Origin of the sequence: Gemmobacter nectariphilus DSM 15620, assembly GCF_000429765.1 — a bacterium.
Classification (GTDB): Bacteria; Pseudomonadota; Alphaproteobacteria; order Rhodobacterales; family Rhodobacteraceae; genus Wagnerdoeblera; species Wagnerdoeblera nectariphila.
Genome location: NZ_AUCM01000003.1, coordinates 375,114 through 401,287, shown reverse-complemented (window position 1 = coordinate 401,287; position 26,174 = coordinate 375,114). Strand labels below are relative to the sequence as shown.

The following is a 26,174-nucleotide window of genomic DNA, read 5'->3' as shown; positions in this document are numbered from 1 at the left end:
CTTTCGTCTACCGTCAGCCCATCCGTTACCCTGCCCTGACGCCCGAGCAAAGCCCAAATGCCCACCACCTTCCGCTGGCTTCTCCGCATCTTTACCGCCCTGGTGGGGATCGTCATCCTGACGCTTGTCTTCCTGTGGACGGTCCTCAGCCGCTCGATCCCCGACTATGACACCACCTGGCAGGTCGAGGGGATCTCGGGCCCGATGGAGATCGTGCGCAACAATGCCAATGTGCCGCATATCTTCGGCCCGACGGATGAGGATGTGTTCTTCGGCCTTGGCTTTGCCCATGCGCAGGACCGGCTCTGGCAGATGACGCTGATGCGCCGCACGGCGCAGGGGCGGCTGTCGGAAATCTTCGGCGCGCGCACCGCCCGCATCGACGAGCTGCTGCGCCGGTTCGATCTGTATGGTCTTGCGACCCAATCGGTCGCGGCGCAAGATCCCGAAACGCTGAAGGCGCTCGAGGCCTATTCGCGCGGGGTCAACGCCTGGCTGGCCCAGGTGAACGAAGGCGCGCTGGGGCGCGGGGCGCCGGAATTCTTCCTGTTTGATCCGCAGATCGCCGTCTGGCAGCCCGCCGATTCCATCGCCATCATGAAGCTGATGGGCCTGCAGCTGTCCGGCCATCTGGAATCCGAGGTGCTGCGTGCCCGCGTCTCGATGCTGCTGGGCAACGATCGCCTGCATGATCTTTTGCCCGACGATCCGGGCAAGGGGGTCGCGGCGCTGCCCGATTTCGCCAGCCTGTTTCCCGGCGTGCCCGCCAGCCATGCCGCGCTGAACATCCCCGCCGATCCGTTGAACCCCTTTCCGCGCCTGCCCTTTGCCGGGGCCTCGAACGCCTGGGCGGCGGCGCCCAAACGCGCGGCGGCGGGCGGATCGCTGCTGGCCAACGATCCGCATCTGGGCTTCACCGCCCCCAGCATCTGGTATCTGGCGCGGCTGGAACTGAAATCGGGCGGCATCATCGGCGGCACGATCCCCGGCATGCCCGTCCTGCTGGCCGGGCGGTCCGAAGGCTTTGGCTGGGCGCTGACCTCCAGCTATCTCGATGATCAGGACGTGTTCATCGAAAAGCTGAACCCCGACAATCCGCAGGAATACCTGACGCCCGAAGGGTGGAAACCTTTCGAGACGCGCCGGTCCATCGTCACCATCAAGGATGCCGAGCCGCTGACCCTGACCCTGCGCTGGACCGAAAATGGCCCGGTCCTGCCAGGGACGCATTACGATCTGGCCTCGGTCACGCCGCCCGGCCATGTCGCCTCGGTGTCATGGACGGTGCTCGACCCGGCCGATCGGTCCATGAGCGCGGCCCTGCGGCTGATGCACGCGCAATCCGTCGCCGAAGGGCTCGCGGCAGGCGCCGATTTCACCGCGCCCTCGCAAAACGTCACCATGGCCGACCGCGATGGCATTGCCATGGTCACCATCGGCAAGATGCCAAGGCGCGATCCGCGGCACCAGACCCAGGGGCGCATGCCCTCGCCGGGATGGCTGGCTGAAAACCGCTGGCAAGGCATGCTGCCCTATGACAGCAATCCCCGCTTTGTCGATCCGTCCAGCGGCATTCTGGGCAATACCAACAACAAGACCGTCGACCGCCCCTTCCCCGACCATGTCAGCTTTGACTGGGGCGATACCCAGCGCATCCAGCGCTGGCTGCGGCTGATGAAAATGCGCGATGTCCACACCCGCGAAAGCTTCATCGAGGCCCAGCTTGATACCGTCAGCCCGGCCGCCCGCACCCTGTTGCCGCTGATCGGGGCCGAGCTGTGGTTCACGGGCGAACCTGCCGCCGCAGGCACACCGGAACGGCGCCGCCAGCAGGCGCTGGCCATGCTGGCCGAATGGAACGGCGAGATGAACGAGCACCTGCCCGAGCCGCTGATCGCCATGATGTGGCTGCGCGTCCTTCAAGACAAGCTGATCCGCGACGAACTTGGCCCGCTGGCCGACGAGTTCAGCCATGTCGAGCCGGTGTTCATCGAGCGGGTGTTCACCAATGCCAGCGGCGCGGCCAAGTGGTGCGACATCATCCAGTCCTCGCCGGTCGAGACCTGCGCCGACATTGCCCGCATCGCGCTGGACGAGGCGCTTTTGCGCCTGAGCGAACGCTATGGCAGCAATCTGGAAAGCTGGCGCTGGGGCGATGCGCACCAAGCCACCCACGACCACCCGACGCTGGGCGAGGTTCCGGTGCTGAAATACCTGGTCAACATCCGGCAATCCACCTCGGGCGGCGATTTCACCTTGCTGCGCGGGCGCACCTCGGGCAAGGACCCCGACCCGTTCCTGAACGTCCATGGCGCCGGCTATCGCGGGGTCTATGATTTCGCCGATCCGGACAGCTCGGTCTTCATCACCTCGACCGGTCAGTCGGGCCACCCGCTCAGCCGGTTCTATGACAACCTTGGCGAACTGTGGCGCCGCGGGGAATATATCCCGATGTCGCTGGACACCGGCCTTGCCAAAGCCGCCGCGGTCGGCATCACGAAACTTCAGCCGCGCTAGTCGATGGCAGGCGGGGCAATGGGGGCCAGCCCCCATCGCGTTCCGCGATTCCCCCGGGATACTTTTTGACAGATGAAAGGCAAGACCCGTGCGCACCTTTTCATCTGTCCCCAAATATCCCGGGGGGAGTCCGGCTGCCAAGCCGGACCGGGGGGCTGGCCCCCCGCCCCGCCCTCAATCCTGGGCGCGCAATATCCGTGCCGGGCGCGCGGCCAGCGGGCGCAGCGCAAAGGCCAGCCCGGCCAGCAGCACCGCGATCACCCCGCCTGCCACGATGGCCAGGGCCGAGACCGGTTCAAACCGATAGGGCACGTCCATCACCAGCCGCATCACCGCCCAGCCGGCCATCCCGCCGGCCAGCACCGCAACCGCACCAGCCGCCGCCCCCATCAGGGCCGATCGCAGCGCAAAGGACGCCAGAATCCGCCCCCGCGTCGCACCCAGGGTTTTCAGCACGGCAGATTCGAAGAGGCGCGAGCGCTCTCCCGCCGCGGCCGCGCCGATCAGCACCATGAAGCCGGTCAGCAGCGTGGCCCCGGCCGCCCAGGCCGTGGCCGTGGCAATGGCGTCCAGCGCATCGGTCACCTGCGCCACCGCATCGCGGATGCGGATCGCGGTGATGTTCGGATAGGCCTGCGCCAGCTCGCGCAGGATGCGTGCCTCGTGTTCCGGGCCGGTATAGACCGTGGCGATATGGGTATGCGGCGCGCCGCGCACCGCGTTCGGGGACATCGACATGACGAACCCGATCCCGCCCGAGGAAAAATCCACCTCGCGAAAGCTGGTGATCTCGGCCTCGATATCGCGGCCAAGGATGTTGACGGTGATCCGGTCACCCAGCTTGAGCCCGATCTCCTGCGCTTCCTCAAGGCCAAAGGACACCTGCGGCGGCCCGTCATGGCCGCTGGGCCACCACTCGCCGGCAACCACCTTGGTGCCGGCCGGGGGCTGGTCGGCATAGGTGATCCCGCGATCGCCCCGCACCACCCAGTGATCGCCGGCCACCTCGGTTGCCGGGCGCCCGTTGATCCGCGTCAGCACCCCGCGCAGCATCGGCGCCGTCTCGACGCGCGAGACCGCAGGATCGTTGGTCAGCCGGTCAAGAAACCCGGCGATCTGGTCGTTCTGGATATCGACAAAGAAATAGGCCGGCGCGCGGTCCGGCAGATCGCGCGCGATGGCGGAGCGCAGGTTGGCGTCGATCTGCCCGACCGCCGCCAGCACCGTCAGCCCCAGCCCCAGCGACAGCACGACCGAGGCAGTTTCCTGACCCGGCCCGCCGATGGCCGACACCGCCAGCCGCAGCGCCGGACGGCCCTGCATCAGCCGGCTGCGCGCCAGCCGCCGGGCCAGCCAGCGCAACCCCTGCGCCGCCAGCACCAGCACCAGCAGCGCCCCGGCCACCCCGACCGCCGCCCACAGCGCCAGCAGCGCCGCGCCGGAAAACGCCATTGCGCCCGCGACCAGCGCCACTGCCAGCCCCGCCGTCACCGCCCACCAGACCGGCGCAGGCCAGCCCGTGACCCGCCCCGACGCGGCCCGGTAAAGCGCCGCCGCCCGGGTCGAGGACGCCCGCGCCAGCGGCCAGACCGTGAACAGCAGCGAGACGGTGATCCCGTAGAACGCCGCCTCGGCCAAGGGCAGCGGATAGGGCGCAAACACCGCCGGCACCGGCAGCAGCGCGTTGATCACCGGCGCCAGCGCCAGCGGCACCCCGGCCCCCAGCACCAGCCCGATCACCACGCCCAAGACGCTCAGCGCGCCGATCTGCACCAGATAGGTGCGAAACAACAGCCCCTGCCCGGCGCCCAGCGTGCGCAGCGTGGCGATGGTGGCGGTCTTGCCATCCAGATAGGCCCGCACCGCCGCAGAAATGCCGACCCCGCCCACCGCCAGCCCCGCCAGCCCGACCAGCACCAGGAACGCGCCCATCTGTTCGACGAAACGTTCCACCCCCGGCGCCGCGCGGGTGCGATCCTGCCAGCGCATCCCGGTATCGCGGAACCGCTCCAGCGCCTCGGCCTTCAGCGCGGCCAGATCGGCCCCCGGCGGCAGGACCATGCGGTATTCGGTTTCAAACAGCGTGCCCGGCCCGATCAGACCCGACTCCTTCAAATCCGCGCTGCGCACCAGGGTGCGCGGGCCAAGGCCAAAGCCGCCGCTTGCGCTGTCGGGTTCCTTTGTCAGCCGCGCGGTCAGCCGGAACTCCTGCAACCCCAGCCGGAAGGTGCCGCCCACCGCCAGCCCCAGCCGGTCCATCAGCACGCCATCCATCACCGCGCCCGGCAGACCGCCCACAGGCGCCAGCGCCTGATCCACGCTCATCGCCGGCTCCAGCTGCGCCTGGCCCAGCAATGGCCAGCCCTCGTCAATCGCCTTGACCTGCGTCAGCCCGCGCTCGGCGCTGGCGCCCTGGCCGACCACGGCCATGGACCGGAAATCGACCACCTCGGACACCCGATCCGCCACCCGCGCCATAAAGGCCCGCTCCTCGTCCGAGGCATAGCGGTAGGTGAACCTCATCTGCGCATCGCCCCCCAGCAGCACCGCCCCCTGAACGGCAAGGCCCTGCTGGATCGCCGCCCGCACGATGCCCACGGCCGCAATCGCCGCGACACCCAGCACCAGACAGGCCAGGAACACCCGAAACCCGCGCAGCCCGCCGCGCAATTCGCGCCGCGCCAGCCGCATTGCCAAGCCCATGCCCTGTCCTGCCATCACACCTTCCCCCACCTGTCAAACCCGGCCGAGCCTAGCGCAGCCCCGATACCGTCTCCACCCGCTTTCGCCGCAGGGCAGCACGTGGTCGCGGGAACGTGAGCGGTCAATGCAGCGCCTGCGATTTTTCCGCCCAAGGTTGCCTTGGCGCACCGCCTCGCCCATCTTGCGCCGGGGCCGGTCGCGGATCGGCCGGCTTCCCCTACCGAATGCAGGCGCTGACATGAGGTTCGACCGTATCGCGATGCTGGACTGGTCCTCGGCGCGGGGGCCCAGGCGGGGCAAGGATTCGATCTGGCTGGGTCTGGCCGGGGCCGGGGCTGCGCCGCCCGTCAATCTGCCCACCCGCGCCCTGGCCGAAACCGCGCTGATCGACCTTGCCCGCCAGCCCGGGCGGCTGCTGATCGGGGTGGATATCGGCTTTGCCTGGCCTGCAGGTTTTGCCCAAGGGTTGACAGGACGGCCCAGGGCGCTGGCGGTCTGGGACTGGCTTGCCGCCCGCATCATTGACCCCCCCGAGGGCCCGAACCACCGTCTTGTGGCGGCCGAGGCGAACCGCGCCTTCCCCGGCGGCGGGCCGTTCTGGGGCGATGGCACCCGCGCGGGAACCCCGGGGCTGATGCGCACCCGCCCCGATCTGCCGCCCGGCATGGGCTGGCACCGGGGGATCGAGCTGGCCGCCCGCTTTGGCCGTGTTGCGCCGAAATCCATGTTCCAGCTGGCAGGGATCGGCGCAGTGGGGGCCCAGGCGCTGACCTGCATCCCGGTGCTCCAGCGCCTGCGCGCGGCCTTGCCGGGCAAGGTGGCCGTCTGGCCCTTCGAGCCGGTGGACCATGCTGAAATCGTCCTGACCGAGGTCTATTTCTCAATGCTGGACCAACGATTGGCCGAAGCCCTGCCGCGCTATCCCTGCCTTGATGCCGCGCAGGTGGATCTGCTGGCTCAGGCAGTGATGCGCCTGTCGGATCAGGGCGCGCTGGCCACCATCATGGCGCCGCGCGCCCCGCTGGAACAGGTGATGGAAGAGGGCTGGATCCTGGGCGCCGGGCACCATGCGCTGTTGCAAGAGGTGCTGGTCTAGGCCGCCCCCCGGCGCCCCGGTCCCGCCACCTTCGCAGGCGTTTGCGCTTTTGCCTTTTTCCAAATACCCTCCACGGCCGGGGCCGGGCGCTCTGGCAAGGCAAACTCGACCCGGCCCCATGCGCCGGACAAGCGGAGGCGCGATGCGGCTGTTTCTGGGGGTGGATGGCGGCGGCAGCGGCTGCCGGGTGCGGCTGACGGATGCCGATGGCCATGTGCTGGCCGAGGCGGCGTCAGGACCAGCCAACATCGCGCTCGACCCCGAAGGGGCCTGCGCCAATATCCTTGCCGCCAGCACCAGGGCCGTGGTTGCAGCCTTTCCCGGCCAGTCGCCTGCCGATGTCATGGCCCGGACCACCGCCGGCCTAGGCCTTGCGGGCACTGTCGCGGCCGGGGCGGGCGCGTGGCTGGCCGCCCGGCTGCCCTTTGCCCGGGCGGTGATCGAGTCGGACGCCTATACCAGCACGCTGGGCGCTCTTGGGGGGCAGGACGGCATTGTCGCGGCCATGGGCACCGGATCGGTGTTTGCGGCCCTGCGGGGCGGCGCCTATCGCCAGATCGGTGGCTGGGGCTTCCTTTTGGGCGATGAGGGCAGCGGCGCGGTTCTGGGGCGGCGCCTTGTCGCGCTGGCCCTGCGCGCAGGCGACGGGTTGGCCGCGATGACCCCGCTGCTGGCCGGGGTGCTGGATCGCCATGGCGGGGCGCATGGCACGGTGGCCTGGGCCATTGCCGCAAGGCCCGCCGATTTCGCGGCGCTGGCGCCGGATCTGTTCACCTCGGACGATCCCGCGGCAACCGCGCTGCTGGAGGTCGCGGGCGAGGAAGTCGCGGCCAGCATCGCCCATCTGCAGGGCCCCGGCGCCCTGCCCGTCGCCTGGACCGGCGGCCTTGGCCCGCTTTGGGCCGCGCGGCTGGGGGATCGCTGGCCTTGCGTCGCGCCGATCGGCTCGGCACTGGACGGGGCACTTTTGCTTGCACGGAGATCGGCATGACACGCCTTGCCCTGACCGGCGCCACTGTCTTTGACGGCACCCGGATGCACCCCGATGCCGTGCTGGTGCTGGACGGCCCAAGGATCGAGGCGCTGCGCAGCGATGTGCCGCAGGGCGTCGCGGCGCATCCCCTGCCCGGCGGGGTGCTGGCGCCGGGCTGCATTGATCTTCAGGTCAATGGCGGGGGCGGGGTGATGGTCGGCCCCGCAACCGATGCCGCGCAGCTGGCGCGGATTTGCGCCGCCCATGCCCGGCTGGGCGCCACGGGCATCTTGCCGACCCTGATCACCGACCGCCCCGAGGTTACCGCGCGGGTGATCGCGGCGGGTATCGCTTGTGCCGGGGTGCCGGGGTTTCTGGGCCTGCATCTCGAAGGCCCGCATCTCGACCCGCGCCGCGCGGGTGCCCATGACCCCGCGCTGATCCGCCCGATGGAAGAGGCCGACTGTCAGGCACTGTGTAAGGCCGCCCGCCGGTTGCCCGCGCTGATGGTGACGCTGGCGCCCTGCGCGGTGACGCCGGGGCAGATTTCCCGGCTGGCGCAGGCCGGGGTGATCGTCAGCCTTGGCCATGCCGAGGCCAGCCGGGCCGAGGCGCAGGCCGCCTTTGCCGCCGGCGCCCGCTGCGCGACGCATCTTTTCAACGCCATGAGCCCGCTTGGCCACCGCGAACCCGGCCTGCCCGGCGCGGTTCTGGCGGGCACGGCCTGTGCCGGGATCATCGCCGATGGCGTTCATGTGGCGCCCGAAGTGTTGCAGATCGCGCTTGCCGCACGGCCCGAGGGGCTGTTCCTGGTATCGGACGCCATGGCGGTGGCCGGAACCGATGCAAGCGAATTCCTGTTGAACGATCGCCGCGTGCTGCGCCGGGGCGGGCGGCTGGTGCTGGAAAACGGCACGCTGGCCGGGGCGGATCTGAGCTTGCCGCAGGCGGTCGCCTTTCTGATCCGGCGGCTGGGGATTGCACCGGACCGGTCGCTGGCCATGGCGGGGCGCGTGCCGGCCGGCCTGGTTGGCGCGGATGCAGGGTATCTGGCGCCTGGCGGGCCGGCCGATCTGATCCATCTGGACGGGGATTGGACCTTGCAGGGCGTGTGGCAGGCGGGGGCGCGGCTTGCCTGAGCGGGCGCGGTCTGGCCGGCGGTGAATGGGTATTTGGAAAAAGGCAAAGCCAAAGCGCGCGCAAGCGGCCGGGCCGGGCGCGATTGGCCCATCATGGACGCGTCACCGGGTCAGAGCGTGACCACCGCCTCGCCGGCCATCATCGGCGCATCGGTGCGGTCAAGGCGCAGATAGGCAATGGCGCGGTTGCCCGAGCGGGTGAACAGCGTGCCGGCCTCGCGTCCGTTGGCAAGGATCGGGGTGCCCGGTGGTGCGTCACCGCTTACGGAAACGGTGACAAACCCTTTGCGCAGCTCGGTTTTATGTTTCATGCGGGCGGTGACTTCCTGCCCGACGTAGCAGCCCTTGCGGAAATCGACGCCGTTCAGACGCTCGAACCCGGCTTCAAGGATATAGGTCTCGTTGGGGATCAGTTCGATCCCGGTTTCGGGAATGCAGTGATCGACGCGGATCGCGTCCCAGTCGATGCTGGACGGGCCGCCCGCCGCGTCGCCATAGGCGCGCCAGCCAAGCGCCGGGTGGCGCGGATCGGCAATGGCGTCAGATGGTGCCGGGCCCAAGCCCCGGCGCACCTGGAGCGCCGTGCGGTCGATCCCGACCCTGGCCCGCAGGCGATACATGGTCAGACGTTTCAGCAGATCGTCGGCCAAGGTATTGGCCACATCCAGCCAGATCGTGCCATCGGGCCCCGGCACCAGCAGGAAATCGGCCAGATATTTGCCTTGCGGCGTCAGAATCGCTGCATAGACAGGGCCTTGCGCGATTTTCCGGATGTCGTTTGTCACCAGCCCTTGCAAGAAGCTCTCGCGGTCATCGCCGCTGATGGCAAGCACGGTTCGGGTCGGATCGGTTTCGCCAAGCGTCATTCGGGGCCTCCTGCGGGGCGAATATAGGCGCGGGGGATCAGCCTGTCAGGGGGTAGGCCGCAAGTTCGCTATAATGCGCCCCGTCATGGCCATGGTCCGAGCGGTAGAGCACAAGGCGATCGGCCACCCAGGGCCCCGCGCGGAACCCGCCCCCTTCAGCGACCGCCCGTTCCAGTCGCATCGCCTCGGCCGGATCGGCGCGAAACCGGCCCAGGGTGACATGGGGCACAAAGCGGCGCCCGTCGGCCGGGGCGCCGGCCATGGTGCAGGCCCGCGCGATCCGCGCCTGCATCTGGCCCAGCTCTGGCCCGGACGCCACCTGCGCGTGCAGGCTGCGCGGCCGCGCGCCGCCGAAAAGGCCGAAGCCGTGCAGCCGCAGCGTGACCGGCGGCAGACCCAGCGCCGACAGCGCCAGATGCACATCTGCCAGCACCGGATCCGCAACCTCGCCCAGAAAGGCCAGGGTGATGTGCAGATTTTCAGCGGGCACCTTGCGCGGCAAGGGCAACAGGAATTGCGCCACCGCCAGTTTGCTGCGGATCTCCTCGGGCAATGGCAGGGCGACAAACGCGCGGGTCATGGCGTGTTGCGTGCGGCCAGCGCGGCAAGGCGGGCGCGGATCTCGGGCCGCACATCGCCGTCGCGCGGGGCGTCGCGCAAGGTGGTGAACCAGTGCGGCTGCACCGGCTTGCGCTTGGGGGCATCGTGCCAGACCAGCGCGCGCAGCACGGACTCGGCCGTATCCGGCAGGCGGTCGGGGATCTCGGCCCCCACCAGCGTGGCCCAGACCCCGGCCCAGCACCGCCCCACCGACCACGGATTGTAGCCGCCGCCCCCCAGCACCAGATAGCGCGGCGCAATCGTGCGCAGCGCCGCCACCACCGACCAATGGGCATTGTTCGACAGCGACAGGCGCGAGAGCGGATCCTCCTCGACCGCATCCGATCCACATTGCAACACAATGGCATCGGGGCGAAAGCTTTCAATCCGTGGCAAGATCAGCTCGTAAAGCACCGCCCGCATTTCGGAATCGTTGAAACCCGCTGGCACAGGCAGATTGAAGACATTGCCCGACCCGCCATCTTCCAGCGCGCCGGTAAAGGGCCAGCGGCGTTCCTCGTGGACCGAAATCAGCAGGGTGTCGGGATCATCGCGAAAGGCCAGATCCACCCCGTCGCAATGATGGGCGTCGATATCGACATAGGCGATGCGCGCCGCCCCAAGCCGGCGCAGCGCCAGCATGGCCAGCACCGGATCGTTCAGATAGCAAAACCCGTTCGCCCGGTCCGGCAGGCCATGATGCGTACCCCCTGCCGGCACATAGACCGTGCCGCCATCGCGCAGCATCTCGGCCGCCAGCAGCACCCCGCCGGCCGATGTGGCCGGGCGACGCCAGACCTCGGGAAAGACCGGGTTGGCATGGGTGCCAAGACCAAAGGCCTTGAGGTGTTCCGACGGCCCCAACTCTTCGGCCTCCTGCAAGGCGGCAATATAGGCCGGGTGATGCCAGTGGGTCAGCGCCGAAGGCCGCGCGCGCGGGCTGCGGCGAAAGGCACGGTCCGGCAGCCAGCCCATGGCGCGCGACAGATCCATGACCGTCGAGACGCGCGGCACCCGCAGCGGATGGCGCATCCCGTAGCTCGACCCGCGATAGATCTCGTGCCCGATGAATACCGGCTCCATGCGATCCCCCTGTTTCCCGTCCCAGCCCATCACGGCGCAACCCGCACTGCAAGGGGCAGCGTTGCACATCATCCACACTGCCCGCCTGCCCGGTCCACAACCTGTAGCCTACGGTGACAACCATGTTATGGTTCACGGAAAAAGGAACAGTCGTTGAAACAGGCAGATCCCGCACTCTTTGACCGCGCGCAACGGGCCTATACGCAATATGCGGCCCTGTGCTGGCGTGTACGCAAGGACAAGGTCGAGGTGCTGCTGATCACCGCCCGCGATACGGGCCGCTGGATGATCCCGCGCGGCTGGCCGATGAAGGGACGCAGCCCCCATCAGGCCGCCCTGACCGAGGCCTGGGAAGAGGCCGGTGTGCGCGGCACCGCCGGGCCGGGCTGCATCGGCGCCTATGCCTATGCCAAGGGCCGCGCCCCGGAAACGCTGCGCATCTGCATGGTCGAGGTCTATCCGGTCGCCGTCGACAAGCTGTCGGGCAGCTACCCCGAGGCAGGCCAGCGCCGGCGCAAATGGTTCAGCCCGGCCAAGGCGGCGGCCAAGGTCGCCGACCCCGGCCTTGCCGCCCTGCTGGCCCGGTTCGATCCGCGCACGGCAGCCCTTGAATCCGCGCCCGTGCGGGGGCATCTCTCAGGGCAGACTGACGGGGCGAGCAGATGATCCGCTACGATCTGAAATGCGACAAGGGCCACACTTTCGACAGCTGGTTCGCCGGCGCCGCTGCCTATGACCGGCTGGCGGCGGCTGGCCATGTCGCTTGCCCCGATTGCGGATCGACCCGCGTGGAAAAGGCGCTGATGGCCCCTTCGCTCACCAAGGACAAGGCTCTGAGCGCGCCGCGCGATCCTCGCGAAGAGGCGCTGGCCGATCTGCGCCGCCAGGTCGAGGAAAATTCCGATTACGTCGGCCTCTCCTTTGCCGCCGAGGCCCGCGCCATGCACGAAGGCCGCATCCCGGAACGCGCAATCCACGGTGAGGCGAAACTCGACGAGGCCCGCAAGCTCATCGAGGATGGCGTGCCGGTGGCGCCGCTGCCCTTCATGCCCGCGCGCAAGACGAACTGACGCCCGCCCACCCGACCTGACGCATCAGCAAGGGCCTGTCCCCAAGGACCGCACAGCCGCGGTTCCCAGAACTCGCCCATGCGCGAAATCCCCCCGGCCTCCGGCGTCGGGCCGCCAAAGACCCAGGGCGCCATGTCGCCCGACACGCTCGCGCCCCCGGACGCATCCGCCAGAATCGGCACCGATACCACCCACCTGCCCTGCTTCACCTTCCCCAAATACCCTCGGGGGGCGATGCCGGTGCAACCGGCATCGGCGGGGGGCAGACAGCCCCCGGGGCGCCTTGGCCCCCTCGACGGGGGCCAGGGCGCCAGCTACCCGCCACGCGCCGGATTGCCTGCGGCCATGGCGCGGCGGAACAGCGCCATGAACTTCGGCGCAATCTTCGCGATGTGATATTCGGCCCCCGTGACGGCCGCCGCAGCCCCTAGCCGCGCCCGTTCGGCCGGATCATCGCGCAGCCGCCGGATCTCGCGCAGCCACAGACCGTCATCGTCGGGCAGCAACAGGCCGTTCTCGCCGTGCCGCACCAGTTCCGGGATGAAATTGCGCGCCGAGGCGATCACCGGGCGCCCGCGCGCCATGATCTCCATCAGGCCCCAGTTCGCCACCCCGTAGCGCAGCGGATAGAGGAACAGGTCGATCCGGTTCACCAGCGCGGCATAGTCCTCATAGGGCAGCTTGCCGGGAAACTCGATGACACGGGCGGCGGGGTAGCGGTCCAGCAGATAATCGCGGAAGGTCTTCGACGGGTCGTCATAGTGGCGGTGCACGAACTGCTGTTCATAGCCATAGGTCGGCGCGGCCGGATCGCCGATGGCGACAAAGCGCATCTCCTCGCCGTCCTGAACAAGCCGATCGACCAGACGCACAAAGACCTCGAGCCCCTTGGCGCTGGACAGATCGCGGGCGGCGAACCCAACGGTGAACGGCCCCTCCGGGGCGGCAGCAGGCTCGGGGCGCACGTCGAACCCTTCGAACTGCACGGCGATGCGCGGCTGCAATTCGGGCGGGAACAGGCTGCGGGCATAGGCGCTGGGAACGATGGTCAGCGCCGATCGCAGCACCTGGTGAAAGGCGACCATCTCGGCATTGCGGTCGGTCAGGCGCTGGCCAGGGTCGGGCGGATAGGCCGGATCCCAGCCATGGGCGTGATAGCTGGGAAATTCGATATAGCTGACGACGGGCACGTCCACCTCGTCGAACAGGAATTGCGGCGGCGCCCAGTTGGAATGGCACACGATCAGATCGGGCCGCCCGCGATCCGCGATGAACTGCTGCACGGCCTTGAGCAGCCCGCGCGACAGCCGCGCCGAGCGTTCGGTCCGCGCCGCATAGTAATAGCCCGGCTTGTTGATGTCGCCATCGGGGTCAAAGGCCAGCAGGTTGCTGTAACGCCCCTCGTTGCGCGCCTTGTTGCCCGGCATGGTCATGTAATAGGCCTCGGCCTGGCCGGTATCGTTCAGATGCTGGCACAGCAGGCTGAACTGCCCCGGACAGACCGCCGAGGCGAACAGGATCACAGGTTTCATCGCAGTCCCCGACCAATTCCGTGGTCCCGTGGTGCCATGCGCGCCGCCCCAAGGGCAAGCCGCCTTGACAGATGCCACCCATGGCGCGATAGCCCCGCCACGCCCGCAGCCCCCCGGAGGCCCCCATGACCGTTTCGCCCCGCACCCTGACCGAAGCCGTCATCCCCGAACTGCCGAACTATTACCGCGGCAAGGTGCGCGATTGCTACGACCTGCCCGATACCGGCGTGGGCGAGCGGCGGATCCTGATCGCCTCGGACCGGCTGTCGGCCTTTGACCGCATCCTTGCCTGCATTCCGTGGAAGGGTCAGGTGCTGACCCAGATCGCCCGCCACTGGTTCGACCGCACCGGCGATATCTGCCCCAACCATGTGCTGGCCTATCCCGACCCCAATGTCGTGATCGGCCGCAAGCTGGAGATCCTGCCGGTCGAGGTGGTGGTGCGCGGCTATCTGGCAGGCACCACCGGCACCTCGGTGCTGACGATGTACAAGCAGGGCGTGCGGCAGATGTATGGCCATACCCTGCCCGAGGGCCTGCGCGACAATCAGGCGCTGCCGGCGCCGATCATCACGCCGACCTCCAAGGCCTTTGACGGCGGCCATGACGAGCCGCTGACCGCCGCCGAAATCGTCGGTCAGGGCCTGCTGCCCAAGGCGCTGTGGGATCAGGTGGCCGAGGTGGCGCTGGCCCTGTTCGAGCGCGGCCAGACAGCGGCGGCCGAGCGCGGGCTGATCCTGGTGGACACCAAATACGAATTCGGTCTGGATGCCGAGGGCAAGCTGCGCATCGCGGATGAAATCCACACCCCCGATTCCAGCCGCTACTGGAAGGCCGATGGCTATGCCGCGGCGTTCGAGGTCGGAGCGCGGCCGCCGAGCTTTGACAAGGATGTGATCCGCGCCTGGGTCGCGGCGCGCTGCGATCCCTACAAGGACGATATTCCCGAGATCCCCGGCGACATGATCGCCCAGACCTCGGCCGTCTATATGGATGCGTTCGAGGCGATCACCGGCCAGACCTTCGTGCCCGACGAAAGCGGCGACAGCGTGCTGGAGCGGATCCGGGCGAACCTGTCGCCCTGGTTCACCCGCTAAGGCTTGGCGCCAGCGCCCATCGTTCCCATCTGAGGGGAAAGGGGGCGAACGATGCCGGTCGGTCTTTATCTGAAACTGCTGGCGCTGGTGATCCTGGCGGGCGGTGCCACGGTGGGCGCGATCATGCTTGCCGGGCCTTGGGCGATGGCTTTGGCGGGGCTGGTCTTGCCGCTTGCCGCCCTGTTGGTGCGATAGCGGTAAGGGCGCAAAGGGGGGCTGTCTGCCCCCCTCGTGGCCAGTCGGCCACTTCACCCCCCGAGGATATTTGGATCAAGGCGAAATGCTGGACGCGGTCTGGCCATCTGCAAGCGTGGAAGCGATGGCCTTGGCAAGGCGGCGGGTTCCCTCGGCAAGGCGGTCCTGGGGGTTGAGGGTAAAGTTGATGCGGACCGAGCGGCGATCCTGACCCATCGGGTCAAAGGTGCTGCCGGGGGTGATGCAGACGCCATGATCGAGGGCTGCGCGCAGCAGCCGGTCGGTATCGAGCCGGGGATCACGGGCGGTGGCCCAGACGAACATGCCGCCTTGCGGGATTTGCCAGTCAAGGAATGGGGCAAGGTGGCGGTCCATCGCGGCACAGAGCGCATCGCGGCGCTGGCGGTAGGTGTCCAGCACCCGGGGCAGGATCTGTTCGGTCAGGCCGGTCTGGAAGGCGCGCAGGGCGATCATCTGGCAAAGGCCGCTGGTGCACATGTCGGACCCTTGTTTCGCCGTGGTCAGGGCGGCGATCATCCGGGGCGCTGCGATCACCCAGCCGATGCGAAAGCCGGGCGCGAGTTCCTTGGACAGCGTGCCAAGATAGATCACCGGGCCATCATAGGCGCCCCCCGTCGCTGCCAGATCAAGGATGCGCGGCAGCGGCGGGCCGTCATAACAAAGCGTGCCGTAGGGGTCGTCCTCGACCAGCCAGGTGCCGGTGCCGCGCGCCGCATCCAGCAGCGCCTGACGTTCGCCCACCGGAACCAGCCGCCCGGTGGGGTTGGAGAAATTCGGCACCGTATAGGCGAATTGCGCGCCTTGCAGCGCCGCAAGCGGGTCGAACCCGTTGGCGCCAAGGTGCATCGGCCGGTAGCTGGGCGCGCGCGGGCGCCAGGCATCGAGCGCGCCCAGATAGGTCGGGGATTGCGCCGCGATGATCCCGCCGGGGTTCAGCAGCACCTTGCCCAGCAGATCGAGCGCCTGCATCCCGCCTGTGGTGATCAGCACATTGTCGCGCCTTAGCGCCAGCCCCGGCCGCGAGAAGCGCGCGGCGATCGCATCGCGCAGCTCGGGCAGGCCTTCGATGGGGCTATAGCCAAGCGCCTGCGCCGGATGGTCGCGGATGATCCGGTCGGTCAGGCCGGCAATCTGATCCACCGGCCAGAGCGCGGGGTCGGGCAGACCGCCTGCCATGTTGATCAGATCGGGGATCTGACCGGCGGCCAGAAAGACCTGGGTCACATCGTTGGTCTGCGACAGCCAGTCGGCAAGGGCGGGTCGGGTCATGGGCGTTTCCGGCGGGTTGCGACGCGTGCAGGCTATGCGCGCAGCCCGCCGGGGACCAGAGGGGATCAGCGCAGATCGACCATCGCAGACCCTTGCGGCAGGGAGCCGGGCGGGCACCAGCGCAGATCGCAGCCCAGCCGGGTGACGCGGCGCACGGCGTCGTGCAGTGCCGTGGACTGCGCGGGGGTCTCGGTGCCCTCGACCTCGAGGGTCAGGCGGTCGCGTTCATCCAGGCGGTCGATCACGAAGCGGGCGCGGGGGATCGGGACGGCGGCCAGCACCTCGGCCAGCATGCCGGGGCGCAAGAACATGCCCTTGACCTTGACCGCATCGTCCGCGCGCCCCAGCCAGCCGCGCAGGCGCGCGGTCCCGTCGGGCGCGGGCACGATCGCCGTCAGGTCGCCGGTGGCAAAGCGGATCAGCGGATAGCCGCTGCGATAGGGGGTGACGATCAGCTCGCCCACCTCGCCCTCTGGCAAGGGATCGCCGGTGCCGGGGGTGACGATCTCGGGCCAGAAGCCATCATTCACCACCATGCCGTCATGGGCCGGGGTCTCATAGGCCAGGATGCCAAGTTCGGCCGTGCCATAAAGCTCGAACACCTCGATGCGGCGGGCCGCAAAGGCCGCCCGCAGGCTGGCCGGCAGCGCAGCACCCGTCAGGAAGGCGCGGCTTAGCGCCACCGGCACATCGGCAGCATCCGCCGCCTTGAGCAGGATGTTCAGGTAATCCGGCGTGCCCGCATAGGCCGTGGGGCGATAGGCGCGCATCGCCGTGACGATCTGATCGGTATTGCCGCCGCCGGCGGGGATCACCGCCGCCCCGGCCGCGCGTGCCGCGTCGTCAAACATCAGCCCCGCCGGGGTCAGGTGATAGCCGAAGGTGTTCAGCAAGATGTCCCCTGCCCCGAACCCCGCCGCCTGCAAGGCACGGGCGGCGCCCGAATCGGCGCCCTCGCCCGGCTCGCAGATCGGCCCGGGCGACAGGAACAGCCGCGCAAACCCCGACGCCGGCCGGGCCGCGAGGCCGCCAAAGGGCGGCTCGCCCGCCTGCAGCGCCGGAAGATCGGCCTTGCGCAGCAGGGGCAAGCGGGCCAGCGCCTCGGGCGTCATCGGCCCTGGCCCCGGATCGGGCAGCCGCTTGGCCCACCAGGGCACCCCTGCCCGCGCGGCCCGAATCGTCTGGGCCAGCGCCGCCATCCCGGCCTCGTTGCGCGCGGTTGCATTGCCCCCTGTCGTCATGGTCCCCTCCTGATCGGAAAGGCACTTGAGACGCGCCTTCCTGAAGCATGTTCATCAATATCGCGGCGAACACTGGCGAAATGACGTCAATTCTGCAAGTGAAAACGCCGGTTTCTGCGCTTGCATTGCTGGGAAACAAGCCGCTTGACAGAAATAAATGAAACGGGTTCAAATAAGCGCAAGACGGCCCAGGGCCGCACCCGACACCACGATTTCAGGGAGGAGAACGTGGTTCTCACGACAATCGCCAAATCCGGCGCCTCGCGCGCCATGATCGCTCATGGCTGAGCGCAGATCCGACGCGCCGGTGCTGCGCTGCACCGGGATCGAACGCTCGTTCGGTGGCCTCAAGGCGCTGAAAGGGGTCGATGTCGAGGTGCATCAGGGCCAGATCTTCGGCCTTGTCGGCCCGAACGGATCGGGCAAGACGACGATGGTCAATGTGATGACCGGGTTTTACCCGCCGAATGCCGGTCAGGTGGACCTGTTCGGCGAACGCATCACCGGCCTTGCCCCGCACAAGGTGGCGAAAAAGGGCGTGGCGCGCACCTTTCAGAACCTTGCGCTGTTCAAGGGCATGAGCGTGCTGGACAACATCCTGGTCGGGCGCCACACGCATATGCACCCCTCCTCGCTGGCGACGCTGTTCTACTGGGTCTGGGCGCAGCGCGAAGAGCTGGCCCATCGCCGCGTGGTCGAGGAAATCATCGACTTCATGCAGCTTCAGGACATCCGGGACGAACCTGTCGACGTGATCCCCATGGGGCTGCAAAAGCGCGTGGAACTGGCGCGCGCGCTGGTGGCCGAGCCGCGGTTCCTGATCCTGGACGAGCCGATGGCCGGCATGAACCAGGAAGAAAAGGAATACATCGCCCGCTTCATCCTGGATGCGCGGGATGAACGCGACGTGACCATCTTGCTGATCGAGCATCACATGGATGTGGTGACGGCGCTGTGCGACCATGTGACGGTGCTGTCCTATGGCGAGGTGATCGCGCAGGGCGAGCCGAAATCGACCATCGCGGATCCGGCCGTGATCACCGCCTATCTGGGCGCGCGTGCGGCTGCCCGCCATGCGGGGGGCACGGCATGAGCGTGCAGGGCAAGATCACCGGCTGGCCCGTGAACGAGCGTGGCGCGCCGGCCACGCTGGTGGCTGCGCTGGCCGCCAATGCGGCGCAGGCGGGCGGCAAACCGGGGTTTCGCGAACGCGAATATGGCATCTGGCGCGAATGGACCTGGGTTCAGGTGCTGGACGAGGTGCTGGCCCTGGCCGCCGGTTTCGAAAGCATCGGCCTTGCGCCTGGTCATGCGCTGACCGTGGTGGGCGACAACCGTGCGGCGATCTATTTCGCCATGCTGGCCGCGAATGCGCTGCGCGCCTATCCCTCGCCGGTCTATCCCGATGTGCCGGTTGAAGAATTCAGGAACTTCGTCCGCTTTGGCGATCCCGATATTGCGCTGGCCGAGGATCAGGAACAGGTGGACAAGCTGCTGGAGCTGCGCGGGCGGATCGGGCGGCCGAAAACCATCGTCTATGACGATCCGCGCGGGATGGCACATTACACCGATCCGGGGCTGGTCGCGCTGACCGACATTGCCGCCAGGGGCCGCGCGCGGCTGGCGGCGGAACCGGGGCTGGCGGCCGATCTGGTCGGCCGCGCCGGGGCCGATGACATTGCGGTGCTGCTGTATTCGTCGGGCACCACGGGGCTGGCCAAGGGCATTCCCTTGCGCCATTCCAACATCACCGGCGGCATCGCCAATGCCGAGGCAGGGGGATATTTCCGCAAGGGCGAGACGCTTTTTGCCTATCTGCCAACGGCCTGGGTCGGGGACTTCGTGTTCTCGCTGGCGGCCGGGGTGCTGTTGCAAGCGGTGATCAACATTCCCGAACGCGCCGAAACCGCGCTGCATGACCTGCGCGAGGTGGCGCCGACGTTTTATCTTGCCGCACCAAGGGCCTGGGATGCGATGCTTACACGCATTCAGGTCGGCATGGCGGATTCGACGCCCTTGAAACGCCGCCTGTTCGACTGGTTCATCCCCCGCGCCATCGAGCTGGAGCGCAAGCGCCTGAAGGGTCATCGCCCGACCGCGCTGGAATCGGCACGCGAATGGGTCGGCAACCTGCTGATCTATGCCCCGCTCAAGGACTGGCTGGGCCTGTCGCGGGCCGAACGCGCCTTTACCGGCGGCGAGGCGATGGGCGAGGATACATTTCTGTTCTTTCGCGCGCTGGGGATCCGACTCAAGCAGTTCTATGGCCAGACCGAAACCTGCGCCCTGACCGCCGCCCAGGTCGAAGGCCATGTGCGCATCGACACCGTCGGCCGCGCCATGCCGGGGGTCGAGGTCCGGATCGACGACAATGGCGAGATCCTGATCCGCTCGGCCTCGGTGTTCCATGGCTATGCCGACAACCCCGAGGCGACGGCCGAGGCGCTGACCCCCGACCGTTTCCTGCGCACCGGCGATGCGGGCCGGCTGGATGCCAATGGCGATCTGGTGGTGCTGGGCCGCGTCAGTGAACTGGTCCAGACCGCGCAGGGCGAGCGGTTCATCCCGACCTTCATCGAGAACCGGCTGAAATTCTCGCCCTATATCCGCAATGTGGCCGTGCTGGGCGCCGGGCGCGACCAGCTGACCGCCATCGTCTGCATCGACTACGAGGCGACGGGCCACTGGGCCGAACAGCGCGCGCTGTCCTATTCCAGCTATGCCGAACTGTCGCAAAAGCCCGAGGTGATCGCCCTGATCACCGCCGAGATCGCCCGCGTCAACGAATTGCAACCCGAGGGCCTGCGCATTCGCCGATTTGTCAACCTGCACAAGGATTTTGACGCCGATGATGGCGAAATCACCCGCACCCGCAAGCTGCGCCGCAAGGTGATCGAGCAGACCTATGCGCGGCTTGTGGACGCGCTTTACGATGGATCGCGGGACGTCACCTTTGACGCGAAGATCACCTATGAAGATGGCCGGCAGGGCACGCTGAGCCGCAACCTGAGCATCCGGGAGGTCTGAGCGATGGACATGATCCTGCTTGCGGAACTGGCGGTGAACGGCGTGTTCGTCGGGCTGATGTATGCCCTGCTCGCCGCCGGTATCGTGCTGATCTACAAGACATCGGGCATTGCCAACATGGCGCAGGGCGCGCTGGCGATGATGGGGGCCTATGTGGTCGTCATCCTGGCCGGCAGCCTTGGCCTGCCGATGTGGGCGGCAATCCCGCTGGCCATTGCGATCATGTTCGCCTTTGGCGCCGCCATCGAGCGTGTGGCGCTGCGGCGCATGATCGGCCAGCCGGTGATCATGGTGATCATGCTGACCATCGGGCTGGAGATTCTGCTGCGCGGCGTGATGCCCGGCCTCTTTGGCGCGGCGGTCAAGCGGCTGAACCTTGGGATCCCGAACGCACCGGTCTTTCTGGGCGATCTGTTCCTGAACCGGGCGATCCTGATCGGGGGCGGCGTGTCGCTGGGGCTGATCTTGCTGTCGATCCTGTTCTTCAACTCGCGCTTTGGCATCATCATGCGGGCGGTCAGCGACAACCAGACCGCGAGCTGGTCGGTGGGCATCAAGGTCGAACAGGCGATTGCGGTGGCCTGGGGCATGTCGGCCACCATGGCGACCACCTCGGGCGTGCTGTGGGGCGCGACGCAGGGCGTGGACTGGTCGCTGTCGCTGCTGCTGATCAAGGCGCTGGCGATTGCCATTCTGGGCGGGCTGGACAGCATCGTGGGCGTTCTGGTCGCGGGGGTCATCGTGGGCCTCGCCGAAAGCATGGCGACCGGCATTCTGGACCCCATCGTCGGCGGCGGCACGCGCGATGTCGTGGCCTCGGTCATCATCCTGATGACGCTGCTGTTCCGTCCTCATGGCCTCTTTGGCCGCGAACATATCGAAAGGGTGTGACATGTTCTTCCGCAAGGCCGGGATCAGCTTCACCCGCTATCAGGACGAACGCCGGATCTGGCGTCTGCCGGCGGATCGCTGGACGGTCGCGGTCATCCTGGCCCTGCTGATCGCGGCGCCCTTCCTGATCGACCGGCTCTATATCATCAGCTACCTGTTGCCGCTGATCATCTGGTCGATGGCCGCCATGGGGCTGAACCTGCTGATGGGGGGCGCGGGGCAGATTCACCTGGGCTATGGCGCGGTGATCGGGATCGGCGCCTATGCCTCGGTCCATGCGATGCGCGCCGGGGTGCCGTTCGAGCTGGCGATGATCCTTGGCGGGGTCGCGGCGGCGGCGGTTGGCGTGATCTTCGGGGCGGCTGCCCTGCGGGTCAAGGGCCTGTATCTGGCGATGGCGACACTGGCCATGCAGTATATCGTCGATTTCGTCATCGTGCAGTTTCCGGCCATCTCGGGTGGCAGCCAGGCGGCGCTGGCGGTGCCCCGTGTCAGCTTTCTTGGCATTGCGGTCGAGGGGGACAACGCCCCCTATTATGTCGCGCTGGCGATCTGCACCGTGCTGACGCTGTTCATGCTGAACGTGCGCCGCACCTCGTTCGGGCGGGCGCTGGCCGCGGTGCGGGAAAAGGACTATGCCGCCTCGATCATCGGGGTCGATCCGTTCCGCTACAAGCTGCTGGCCTTCTGGGTATCGTCGTTCATTGGCGGCATGACGGGGGCGGTGCTGGCGGTGTGCTACTATCGCACCATCTCGCCCGACCAGTTCCATCTGGATCTGTCGATCCAGCTGGTCGCCATGGTGATCGTCGGCGGGCTGGGCAGCGTTCTGGGCGTCTTCCTGGGGGTCGGGCTGATCCTGTTCGCGCCGATCGTGCTGAACCAGCTGATCAGCTGGGGCGCCGATCAGTTCGGACTGGCCATCCCGATCGACCTGCGCGCCCATCTGCCGCTGATGCTGTATGGCGCGCTGATCATGGGCTTCTTGCTGATCGAGCCGCTGGGGCTGGCGAAAATCTACAACAACATACGGAATTACTTCCTGGTCTGGCCCTTCCGCCACGCCCGGCAGTGATGAACGACAATGGGAGGAACTGACATGAGCCTGACACGACGCACCATGCTGACCGGCGCAGCCGTCGCAGCGCTTGCCAGCCAGCTCGGCGCCCGCGTGGCCCTTGCGCAAGGCAGCAAGACGATCAAATTCGCCTTCCCGCAAGATTTCACCAAGATCTACACCTTCGTCACCTCGGAATACAGCCAGGGGCAGCGCGACTACATCAGCCTGATCAATGGCCGTGGCGGGATCGGCGGCTACATGATCGAACCTGACGTCAGCGATCACGCCAACGACCAGCCCCGCGCCATCGAGGCCTATGAGCGCGCCAAGGCCCAGGGCGCCGTGCTGATCGACCCGCTGTCCACCCCGGTCGCCCGTGCACTGGTCCCGCGCGCGCTGGAAGACAAGATCAACCTGATCACCGCCTTCTCGGGCCGCTCGGACGCGGCGGACGGTACGGCCTTTCCCTATGTGCTGCCGATGTCGCCCAACTACTGGACCCAGGCGGGCCTGCTGATCGACTTCTTCAAGCAGCAAGATGGCGGCTCGCTTCAGGGCAAGACGATCTGCTTCGTCCATATCGACACGCCCTTTGGCAAGGAGCCGCTGCCGATCCTTGAAAAGCTGGCGGCAAAAGAGGGCTTCAAGCTGCAAGCCTTCCCCTATACCCCGCCGGGCAACGATCAGTCGGCGATCTGGCCGCAGGTCCGCCGCGCGCGGCCTGACTGGACGATGTTCTGGGGGGCTGCGGTCGGGCAGACCGTCGCGCTGACCGAAGCCGTGCGCAACGGGCTGGACATGAACCGCGTCTCGTCCTCGGTCTGGCTGTCGGAATCCGACATGCAGGTCGTGGGCGCCGACCAGACGGTCGGGGTCATCAAGGTGGAACCCTGCGCCTCGGGCCGCGATCCCAAGATCATCCAGGACATCCTCAAGGAGGTCGTGGGCGCCGGCAAGGGCGCGGGCCCCGAGGACAAGGTGGGCACCAGCTATTACAACTATGGCGTGATGCTGGCCGCCCTGATGCTGGAAGGCGTGCGCCGTGCGGTCGAAATCGCGCCGAACGGCCCGGTGACGGGGGAATGGCTGAACGCGGGCCTGACCTCGATCAAGGAGTTCACCGCCGAAGGCATGATCCCGCCCACGACCATCACGCCCGAGGACCATCAGGGCGGCGGCCGCGCCCGCATCGCACGCTGGGACGGCGCCAGGTTCGTGCCTGCCACCGACTGGTTCAGCGCCAACCAGGACGTGGTCTGGGAAGAGGTCCGCAAATACTCGGAAGAGTTCAAGAAGACCGGCAAGTGACACCCAGCCCCGCCCCCTGTTGCGGGGGGCGGGGCCAACTGACGACGGGATGAACCATGGCCCTGCTTTCGGTCAACAGTGTCGAAGTGGTCTACGACCAGGTCTCGCTTGCGGTAAAGGGCGCCTCGCTGGATGTGCCCGAGGCAGGGCTTGTCGCCCTGCTGGGCGCGAATGGCGCCGGAAAAAGCACGATCCTGAAATCCATCAGCGGCCTTCTGGCCCCCGAACGCGGGCTGGTCACGCGCGGCTCGATCACCTTTCAGGGCGAGGATATCCTGGCGCTCGACCCGCCCGCCCGGGTGCGACGCGGCATCGTGCATGTGCTCGAAGGGCGCAAGGTCTTTGAACACCTGACCCCCGAGGAAAACCTGATCGCCGCCACCACCATGCACGCGGATCGTGGCAAGGTGGGGCAGATGGTCGAGCACATGTTCGACCTCTTTCCCCGGCTCAAGACCCGCGCCAAGGCCAAGGCGGGCTATCTGTCTGGGGGGGAACAGCAGATGCTGGCCATTGCCCGCGCGCTGATGACCCGGCCCAAACTGCTGATGATGGACGAGCCCAGCCTTGGCCTTGCGCCGCTGCTGGTGGACGAGATCTTCGACATCATCACCCGCATCAACCGCGAGGAAGGCGTGGCCGTCCTGCTGGTCGAACAGAATGCGGTGGCGGCGCTGGATGTGGTGCAGCATGCCTATCTGATCGAACAGGGCCGCATCGTGATGTCCGGCCCGGCCGAGGTGCTGCGCGAAAACCCCGACATCAAGGAAGCCTATCTTGGCGGCGGCACGACACATGTGGATTATCACGCCGTCAAGCATTACCGCCGCCGCAAGCGCTGGCTGGCCTGAGGAGACGTCATGGACATTGCCAAAGCCGAGGGCCTCGATGCCCGCGCCATTGCCGCCGCGCTGGAGCGGTTGCTGAAACTGCGCAGCCTGCCCTTTGGCATGAAGCTGTTCACCGACCGCGCCGAGATGGAGGCGATCCCCCGCATCCGCCGGCCCAAGGCGATCCATACGCTGGATCAGGTGGTCGCGCAGGCCGCGCGGCTGGGCTGGACGGTCGGGGTGACGGCCGAGGATCTGGTGGGCGATCAGTGCCGCGCCGTGGTCGGTCTTGGCCGGGCGCAAAGCGCCAAATGGCAATCGGGCGAACATATGGTCGGGGTCTGGTTTCAGGACCAGCCCGGCGCCGCCGCCCATCAGGCCGCCATGCATTGCGTCCCCGACGGGCAGTATGATGCGCTGGCCATCGCGCCGCTGGCCTCGGGGCGGCTGGATCCGCCCGACATCGCGCTGTTCTATGCCACGCCCGGCGCGATGATCTATTTCATCAACGGCCTGCAATGGCAGGGCTACAAGCGGTTCGACTGGTCGGTCGTCGGCGAAAGCGCCTGCGCCGACAGCTGGGGCCGCGCGCTGGTCAAGCGCGAGCCGTCGCTGTCGATCCCCTGCTTTGCCGAACGCCGCTATGGCGGGGTGCTGGATGATGAGATGCTGATGGCCGCCCCCCTGGCCGACATGGCCAAGGCCGTCGAAGGGATGGAGGCCCTGGCCAGAAACGGCTTTCGCTATCCCTTTCCGCAATATGGCATTCAGCAAGATGCCCGCGCAGGGCTGGGATTCAGCTACGGCGAGCGATAAAAGGGGCCGCGTCGGCCGTCGGGGGTATCATGGTGCAGCGCAAGACGAAACGGACGGTCAACCGTCTTCCCCCCGAACGGCGCATCTCCGACATCATGGCCGCCGCCCGCGAGGTGTTCACCGAAAAGGGCTATTCGGAATCGCTCATCTCGGACATCGCGGAACGCGCCGGGGTGGTCGAAGGCACGATCTACCGCTTCTTCACCAACAAGCGCGACCTGCTGCTGCGCGTGGCCGAAGAATGGTATGTCGAGATGATTTCCAAGGATGCCGCCGGGTTCGAGGCCGTCAAGGGCGAATGGAACCGGCTGCATTACCTGATCTATCATCACCTTCTGTCGATCAAGCGTGATCCGGGTCTGTCGCGCCTCGTGTTCCTGGAATTGCGCCCCGATCCGCATTACCGCGAAACCCGGCTGTTTGCGCTGAACCGCGACTATACCCGGCGCATCGCCGATGTGGTGCGCGAAGGGATGGCGAATGGCGTCTTTCGCCCCGATGCCTCGCCCTCGCTGGTGCGCGACATGGTGTTCGGCGCGGTCGAACATCGCACCTGGTGGTTCCTGCGCGGCGAAGGGGATTTCGACCCCGAGGACACCGCCCGCGCCCTGACCGATATGGTCTATGCCGGCCTCACGCCCCAGATCACCGCCAACCGCGATACCCTGCTGGCCCGGCTGGATGTGCTGGCCAACCGGCTCGAGCGCGCGGCCGACCGGCTGGACGCCCCCCCTGCCTGACCGCCCGCAAGCGGCACGCGTCGCATGGGTATTTGCAGCAAGGTGATAGGGCAAGGGCGCGCCCGGCCCCCTTTCATCTGTCCCCAAATATCCCGGGGGA

Annotated in this window: 23 protein-coding genes; 16 read left to right on the top strand and 7 right to left on the bottom strand. The window is 67.6% G+C overall.

The features are described 5' to 3' along the window. Positions 1–57 precede the first annotated feature (57 nt). Positions 58–2,517 (top strand): penicillin acylase family protein, encoded by a 2,460-nt coding sequence (locus tag G481_RS0101910; protein WP_028028500.1) that lies wholly within the window; start codon positions 58–60, stop codon positions 2,515–2,517. 174 nt (positions 2,518–2,691) lie between these two features. Here G481_RS0101910 and G481_RS0101905 read toward each other — a convergent pair whose 3' ends face one another. Next, complete coding sequence (locus G481_RS0101905; protein WP_028028499.1) at positions 2,692–5,220, bottom strand: ABC transporter permease; 2,529 nt, start codon at positions 5,218–5,220, stop codon at positions 2,692–2,694. A 238-nt stretch (positions 5,221–5,458) separates the two neighbouring features. On the opposite strand from G481_RS0101905, the gene G481_RS0101900 reads away from it, so the two are divergent. From G481_RS0101900 to G481_RS0101890, 3 genes are all read left to right on the top strand, one after another. Then, positions 5,459–6,316, top strand: a complete 858-nt coding sequence (locus tag G481_RS0101900) for a hypothetical protein (RefSeq protein WP_028028498.1) — start codon at positions 5,459–5,461, stop codon at positions 6,314–6,316. 142 nt (positions 6,317–6,458) lie between these two features. Further along, positions 6,459–7,307 carry a glucosamine kinase nucleotide-binding domain-containing protein gene (locus G481_RS0101895; protein WP_028028497.1) on the top strand — a complete coding sequence of 283 codons (849 nt, stop codon included), beginning with the start codon at positions 6,459–6,461 and terminating at the stop codon, positions 7,305–7,307. Beyond that, positions 7,304–8,428 (top strand): N-acetylglucosamine-6-phosphate deacetylase, encoded by a 1,125-nt coding sequence (locus tag G481_RS0101890; protein WP_028028496.1) that lies wholly within the window; start codon positions 7,304–7,306, stop codon positions 8,426–8,428. The genes G481_RS0101895 and G481_RS0101890 overlap by 4 nt, the downstream gene beginning before the upstream one ends. A 110-nt stretch (positions 8,429–8,538) precedes the next feature. On the opposite strand, the gene ygfZ is transcribed toward G481_RS0101890, so the two are convergent. The 3 genes from ygfZ to G481_RS0101875 are packed head-to-tail and all read right to left on the bottom strand — an operon-like array spanning position 8,539 to position 10,977. Then, positions 8,539–9,294, bottom strand: coding sequence for a CAF17-like 4Fe-4S cluster assembly/insertion protein YgfZ (ygfZ, locus tag G481_RS0101885; RefSeq protein ID WP_028028495.1), 756 nt, complete (start codon positions 9,292–9,294; stop codon positions 8,539–8,541). 37 nt (positions 9,295–9,331) lie between these two features. Further along, positions 9,332–9,874, bottom strand: coding sequence for an RNA 2',3'-cyclic phosphodiesterase (thpR, locus tag G481_RS0101880; protein WP_028028494.1), 543 nt, complete (start codon positions 9,872–9,874; stop codon positions 9,332–9,334). Next, on the bottom strand, positions 9,871–10,977 hold the full coding sequence (locus G481_RS0101875) for an acetoin utilization protein AcuC (protein ID WP_028028493.1): 1,107 nt from the start codon (positions 10,975–10,977) through the stop codon (positions 9,871–9,873). The genes thpR and G481_RS0101875 overlap by 4 nt, the downstream gene beginning before the upstream one ends. Before the next feature lie 153 nt (positions 10,978–11,130). Between G481_RS0101875 and G481_RS22580 the strand changes: the two genes are divergently transcribed. Then, positions 11,131–11,643: an NUDIX hydrolase gene (locus G481_RS22580; RefSeq protein ID WP_154664498.1), complete on the top strand. Its 513-nt coding sequence runs from the start codon at positions 11,131–11,133 to the stop codon at positions 11,641–11,643. Next, on the top strand, positions 11,640–12,047 hold the full coding sequence (locus G481_RS0101865) for a DUF1178 family protein (protein WP_028028492.1): 408 nt from the start codon (positions 11,640–11,642) through the stop codon (positions 12,045–12,047). Before G481_RS22580 ends, G481_RS0101865 begins: the two co-directional genes overlap by 4 nt. 314 nt (positions 12,048–12,361) lie before the next feature. Here G481_RS0101865 and G481_RS0101860 read toward each other — a convergent pair whose 3' ends face one another. Beyond that, complete coding sequence (locus G481_RS0101860) at positions 12,362–13,579, bottom strand: glycosyltransferase (RefSeq protein WP_028028491.1); 1,218 nt, start codon at positions 13,577–13,579, stop codon at positions 12,362–12,364. Between the two features lie 125 nt (positions 13,580–13,704). Here G481_RS0101860 and G481_RS0101855 point away from each other — a divergent pair, with 125 nt between their 5' ends. Both G481_RS0101855 and G481_RS25800 read left to right on the top strand, forming a co-directional pair. Then, a complete protein-coding gene (locus G481_RS0101855) occupies positions 13,705–14,676 on the top strand; it encodes a phosphoribosylaminoimidazolesuccinocarboxamide synthase (protein ID WP_028028490.1) in 972 nt (323 codons plus the stop codon). 51 nt (positions 14,677–14,727) lie between these two features. After that, complete coding sequence (locus G481_RS25800; protein WP_154664497.1) at positions 14,728–14,871, top strand: hypothetical protein; 144 nt, start codon at positions 14,728–14,730, stop codon at positions 14,869–14,871. Between the two features lie 75 nt (positions 14,872–14,946). On the opposite strand, the gene G481_RS22575 is transcribed toward G481_RS25800, so the two are convergent. Then, a complete protein-coding gene (locus tag G481_RS22575) occupies positions 14,947–16,161 on the bottom strand; it encodes an aminotransferase-like domain-containing protein (protein ID WP_035024781.1) in 1,215 nt (404 codons plus the stop codon). Positions 16,162–16,226: 65 nt separating this feature from the next. Next, positions 16,227–17,402: a phenylacetate--CoA ligase family protein gene (locus G481_RS0101840; protein WP_028028489.1), complete on the bottom strand. Its 1,176-nt coding sequence runs from the start codon at positions 17,400–17,402 to the stop codon at positions 16,227–16,229. A gap of 280 nt (positions 17,403–17,682) precedes the next feature. On the opposite strand from G481_RS0101840, the gene G481_RS0101835 reads away from it, so the two are divergent. The 8 genes from G481_RS0101835 to G481_RS22570 are packed head-to-tail and all read left to right on the top strand — an operon-like array spanning position 17,683 to position 26,074. After that, a complete protein-coding gene (locus tag G481_RS0101835) occupies positions 17,683–18,495 on the top strand; it encodes an ABC transporter ATP-binding protein (protein ID WP_028028488.1) in 813 nt (270 codons plus the stop codon). Next, positions 18,492–20,429 (top strand): AMP-binding protein, encoded by a 1,938-nt coding sequence (locus G481_RS0101830; RefSeq protein WP_051294236.1) that lies wholly within the window; start codon positions 18,492–18,494, stop codon positions 20,427–20,429. Before G481_RS0101835 ends, G481_RS0101830 begins: the two co-directional genes overlap by 4 nt. 3 nt (positions 20,430–20,432) lie before the next feature. Beyond that, on the top strand, positions 20,433–21,320 hold the full coding sequence (locus G481_RS0101825) for a branched-chain amino acid ABC transporter permease (protein WP_028028486.1): 888 nt from the start codon (positions 20,433–20,435) through the stop codon (positions 21,318–21,320). 1 nt (position 21,321) lies between these two features. Beyond that, positions 21,322–22,395, top strand: coding sequence for a branched-chain amino acid ABC transporter permease (locus tag G481_RS0101820; RefSeq protein WP_028028485.1), 1,074 nt, complete (start codon positions 21,322–21,324; stop codon positions 22,393–22,395). Positions 22,396–22,419: 24 nt separating this feature from the next. Then, on the top strand, positions 22,420–23,688 hold the full coding sequence (locus G481_RS0101815; protein ID WP_028028484.1) for an ABC transporter substrate-binding protein: 1,269 nt from the start codon (positions 22,420–22,422) through the stop codon (positions 23,686–23,688). Between the two features lie 56 nt (positions 23,689–23,744). Then, positions 23,745–24,539, top strand: coding sequence for an ABC transporter ATP-binding protein (locus tag G481_RS0101810; protein WP_028028483.1), 795 nt, complete (start codon positions 23,745–23,747; stop codon positions 24,537–24,539). A gap of 9 nt (positions 24,540–24,548) precedes the next feature. Then, positions 24,549–25,334, top strand: coding sequence for a DUF169 domain-containing protein (locus tag G481_RS0101805; protein WP_028028482.1), 786 nt, complete (start codon positions 24,549–24,551; stop codon positions 25,332–25,334). 29 nt (positions 25,335–25,363) lie between these two features. After that, positions 25,364–26,074, top strand: coding sequence for a TetR/AcrR family transcriptional regulator (locus G481_RS22570; RefSeq protein ID WP_051294235.1), 711 nt, complete (start codon positions 25,364–25,366; stop codon positions 26,072–26,074). Positions 26,075–26,174: the final 100 nt, after the last annotated feature.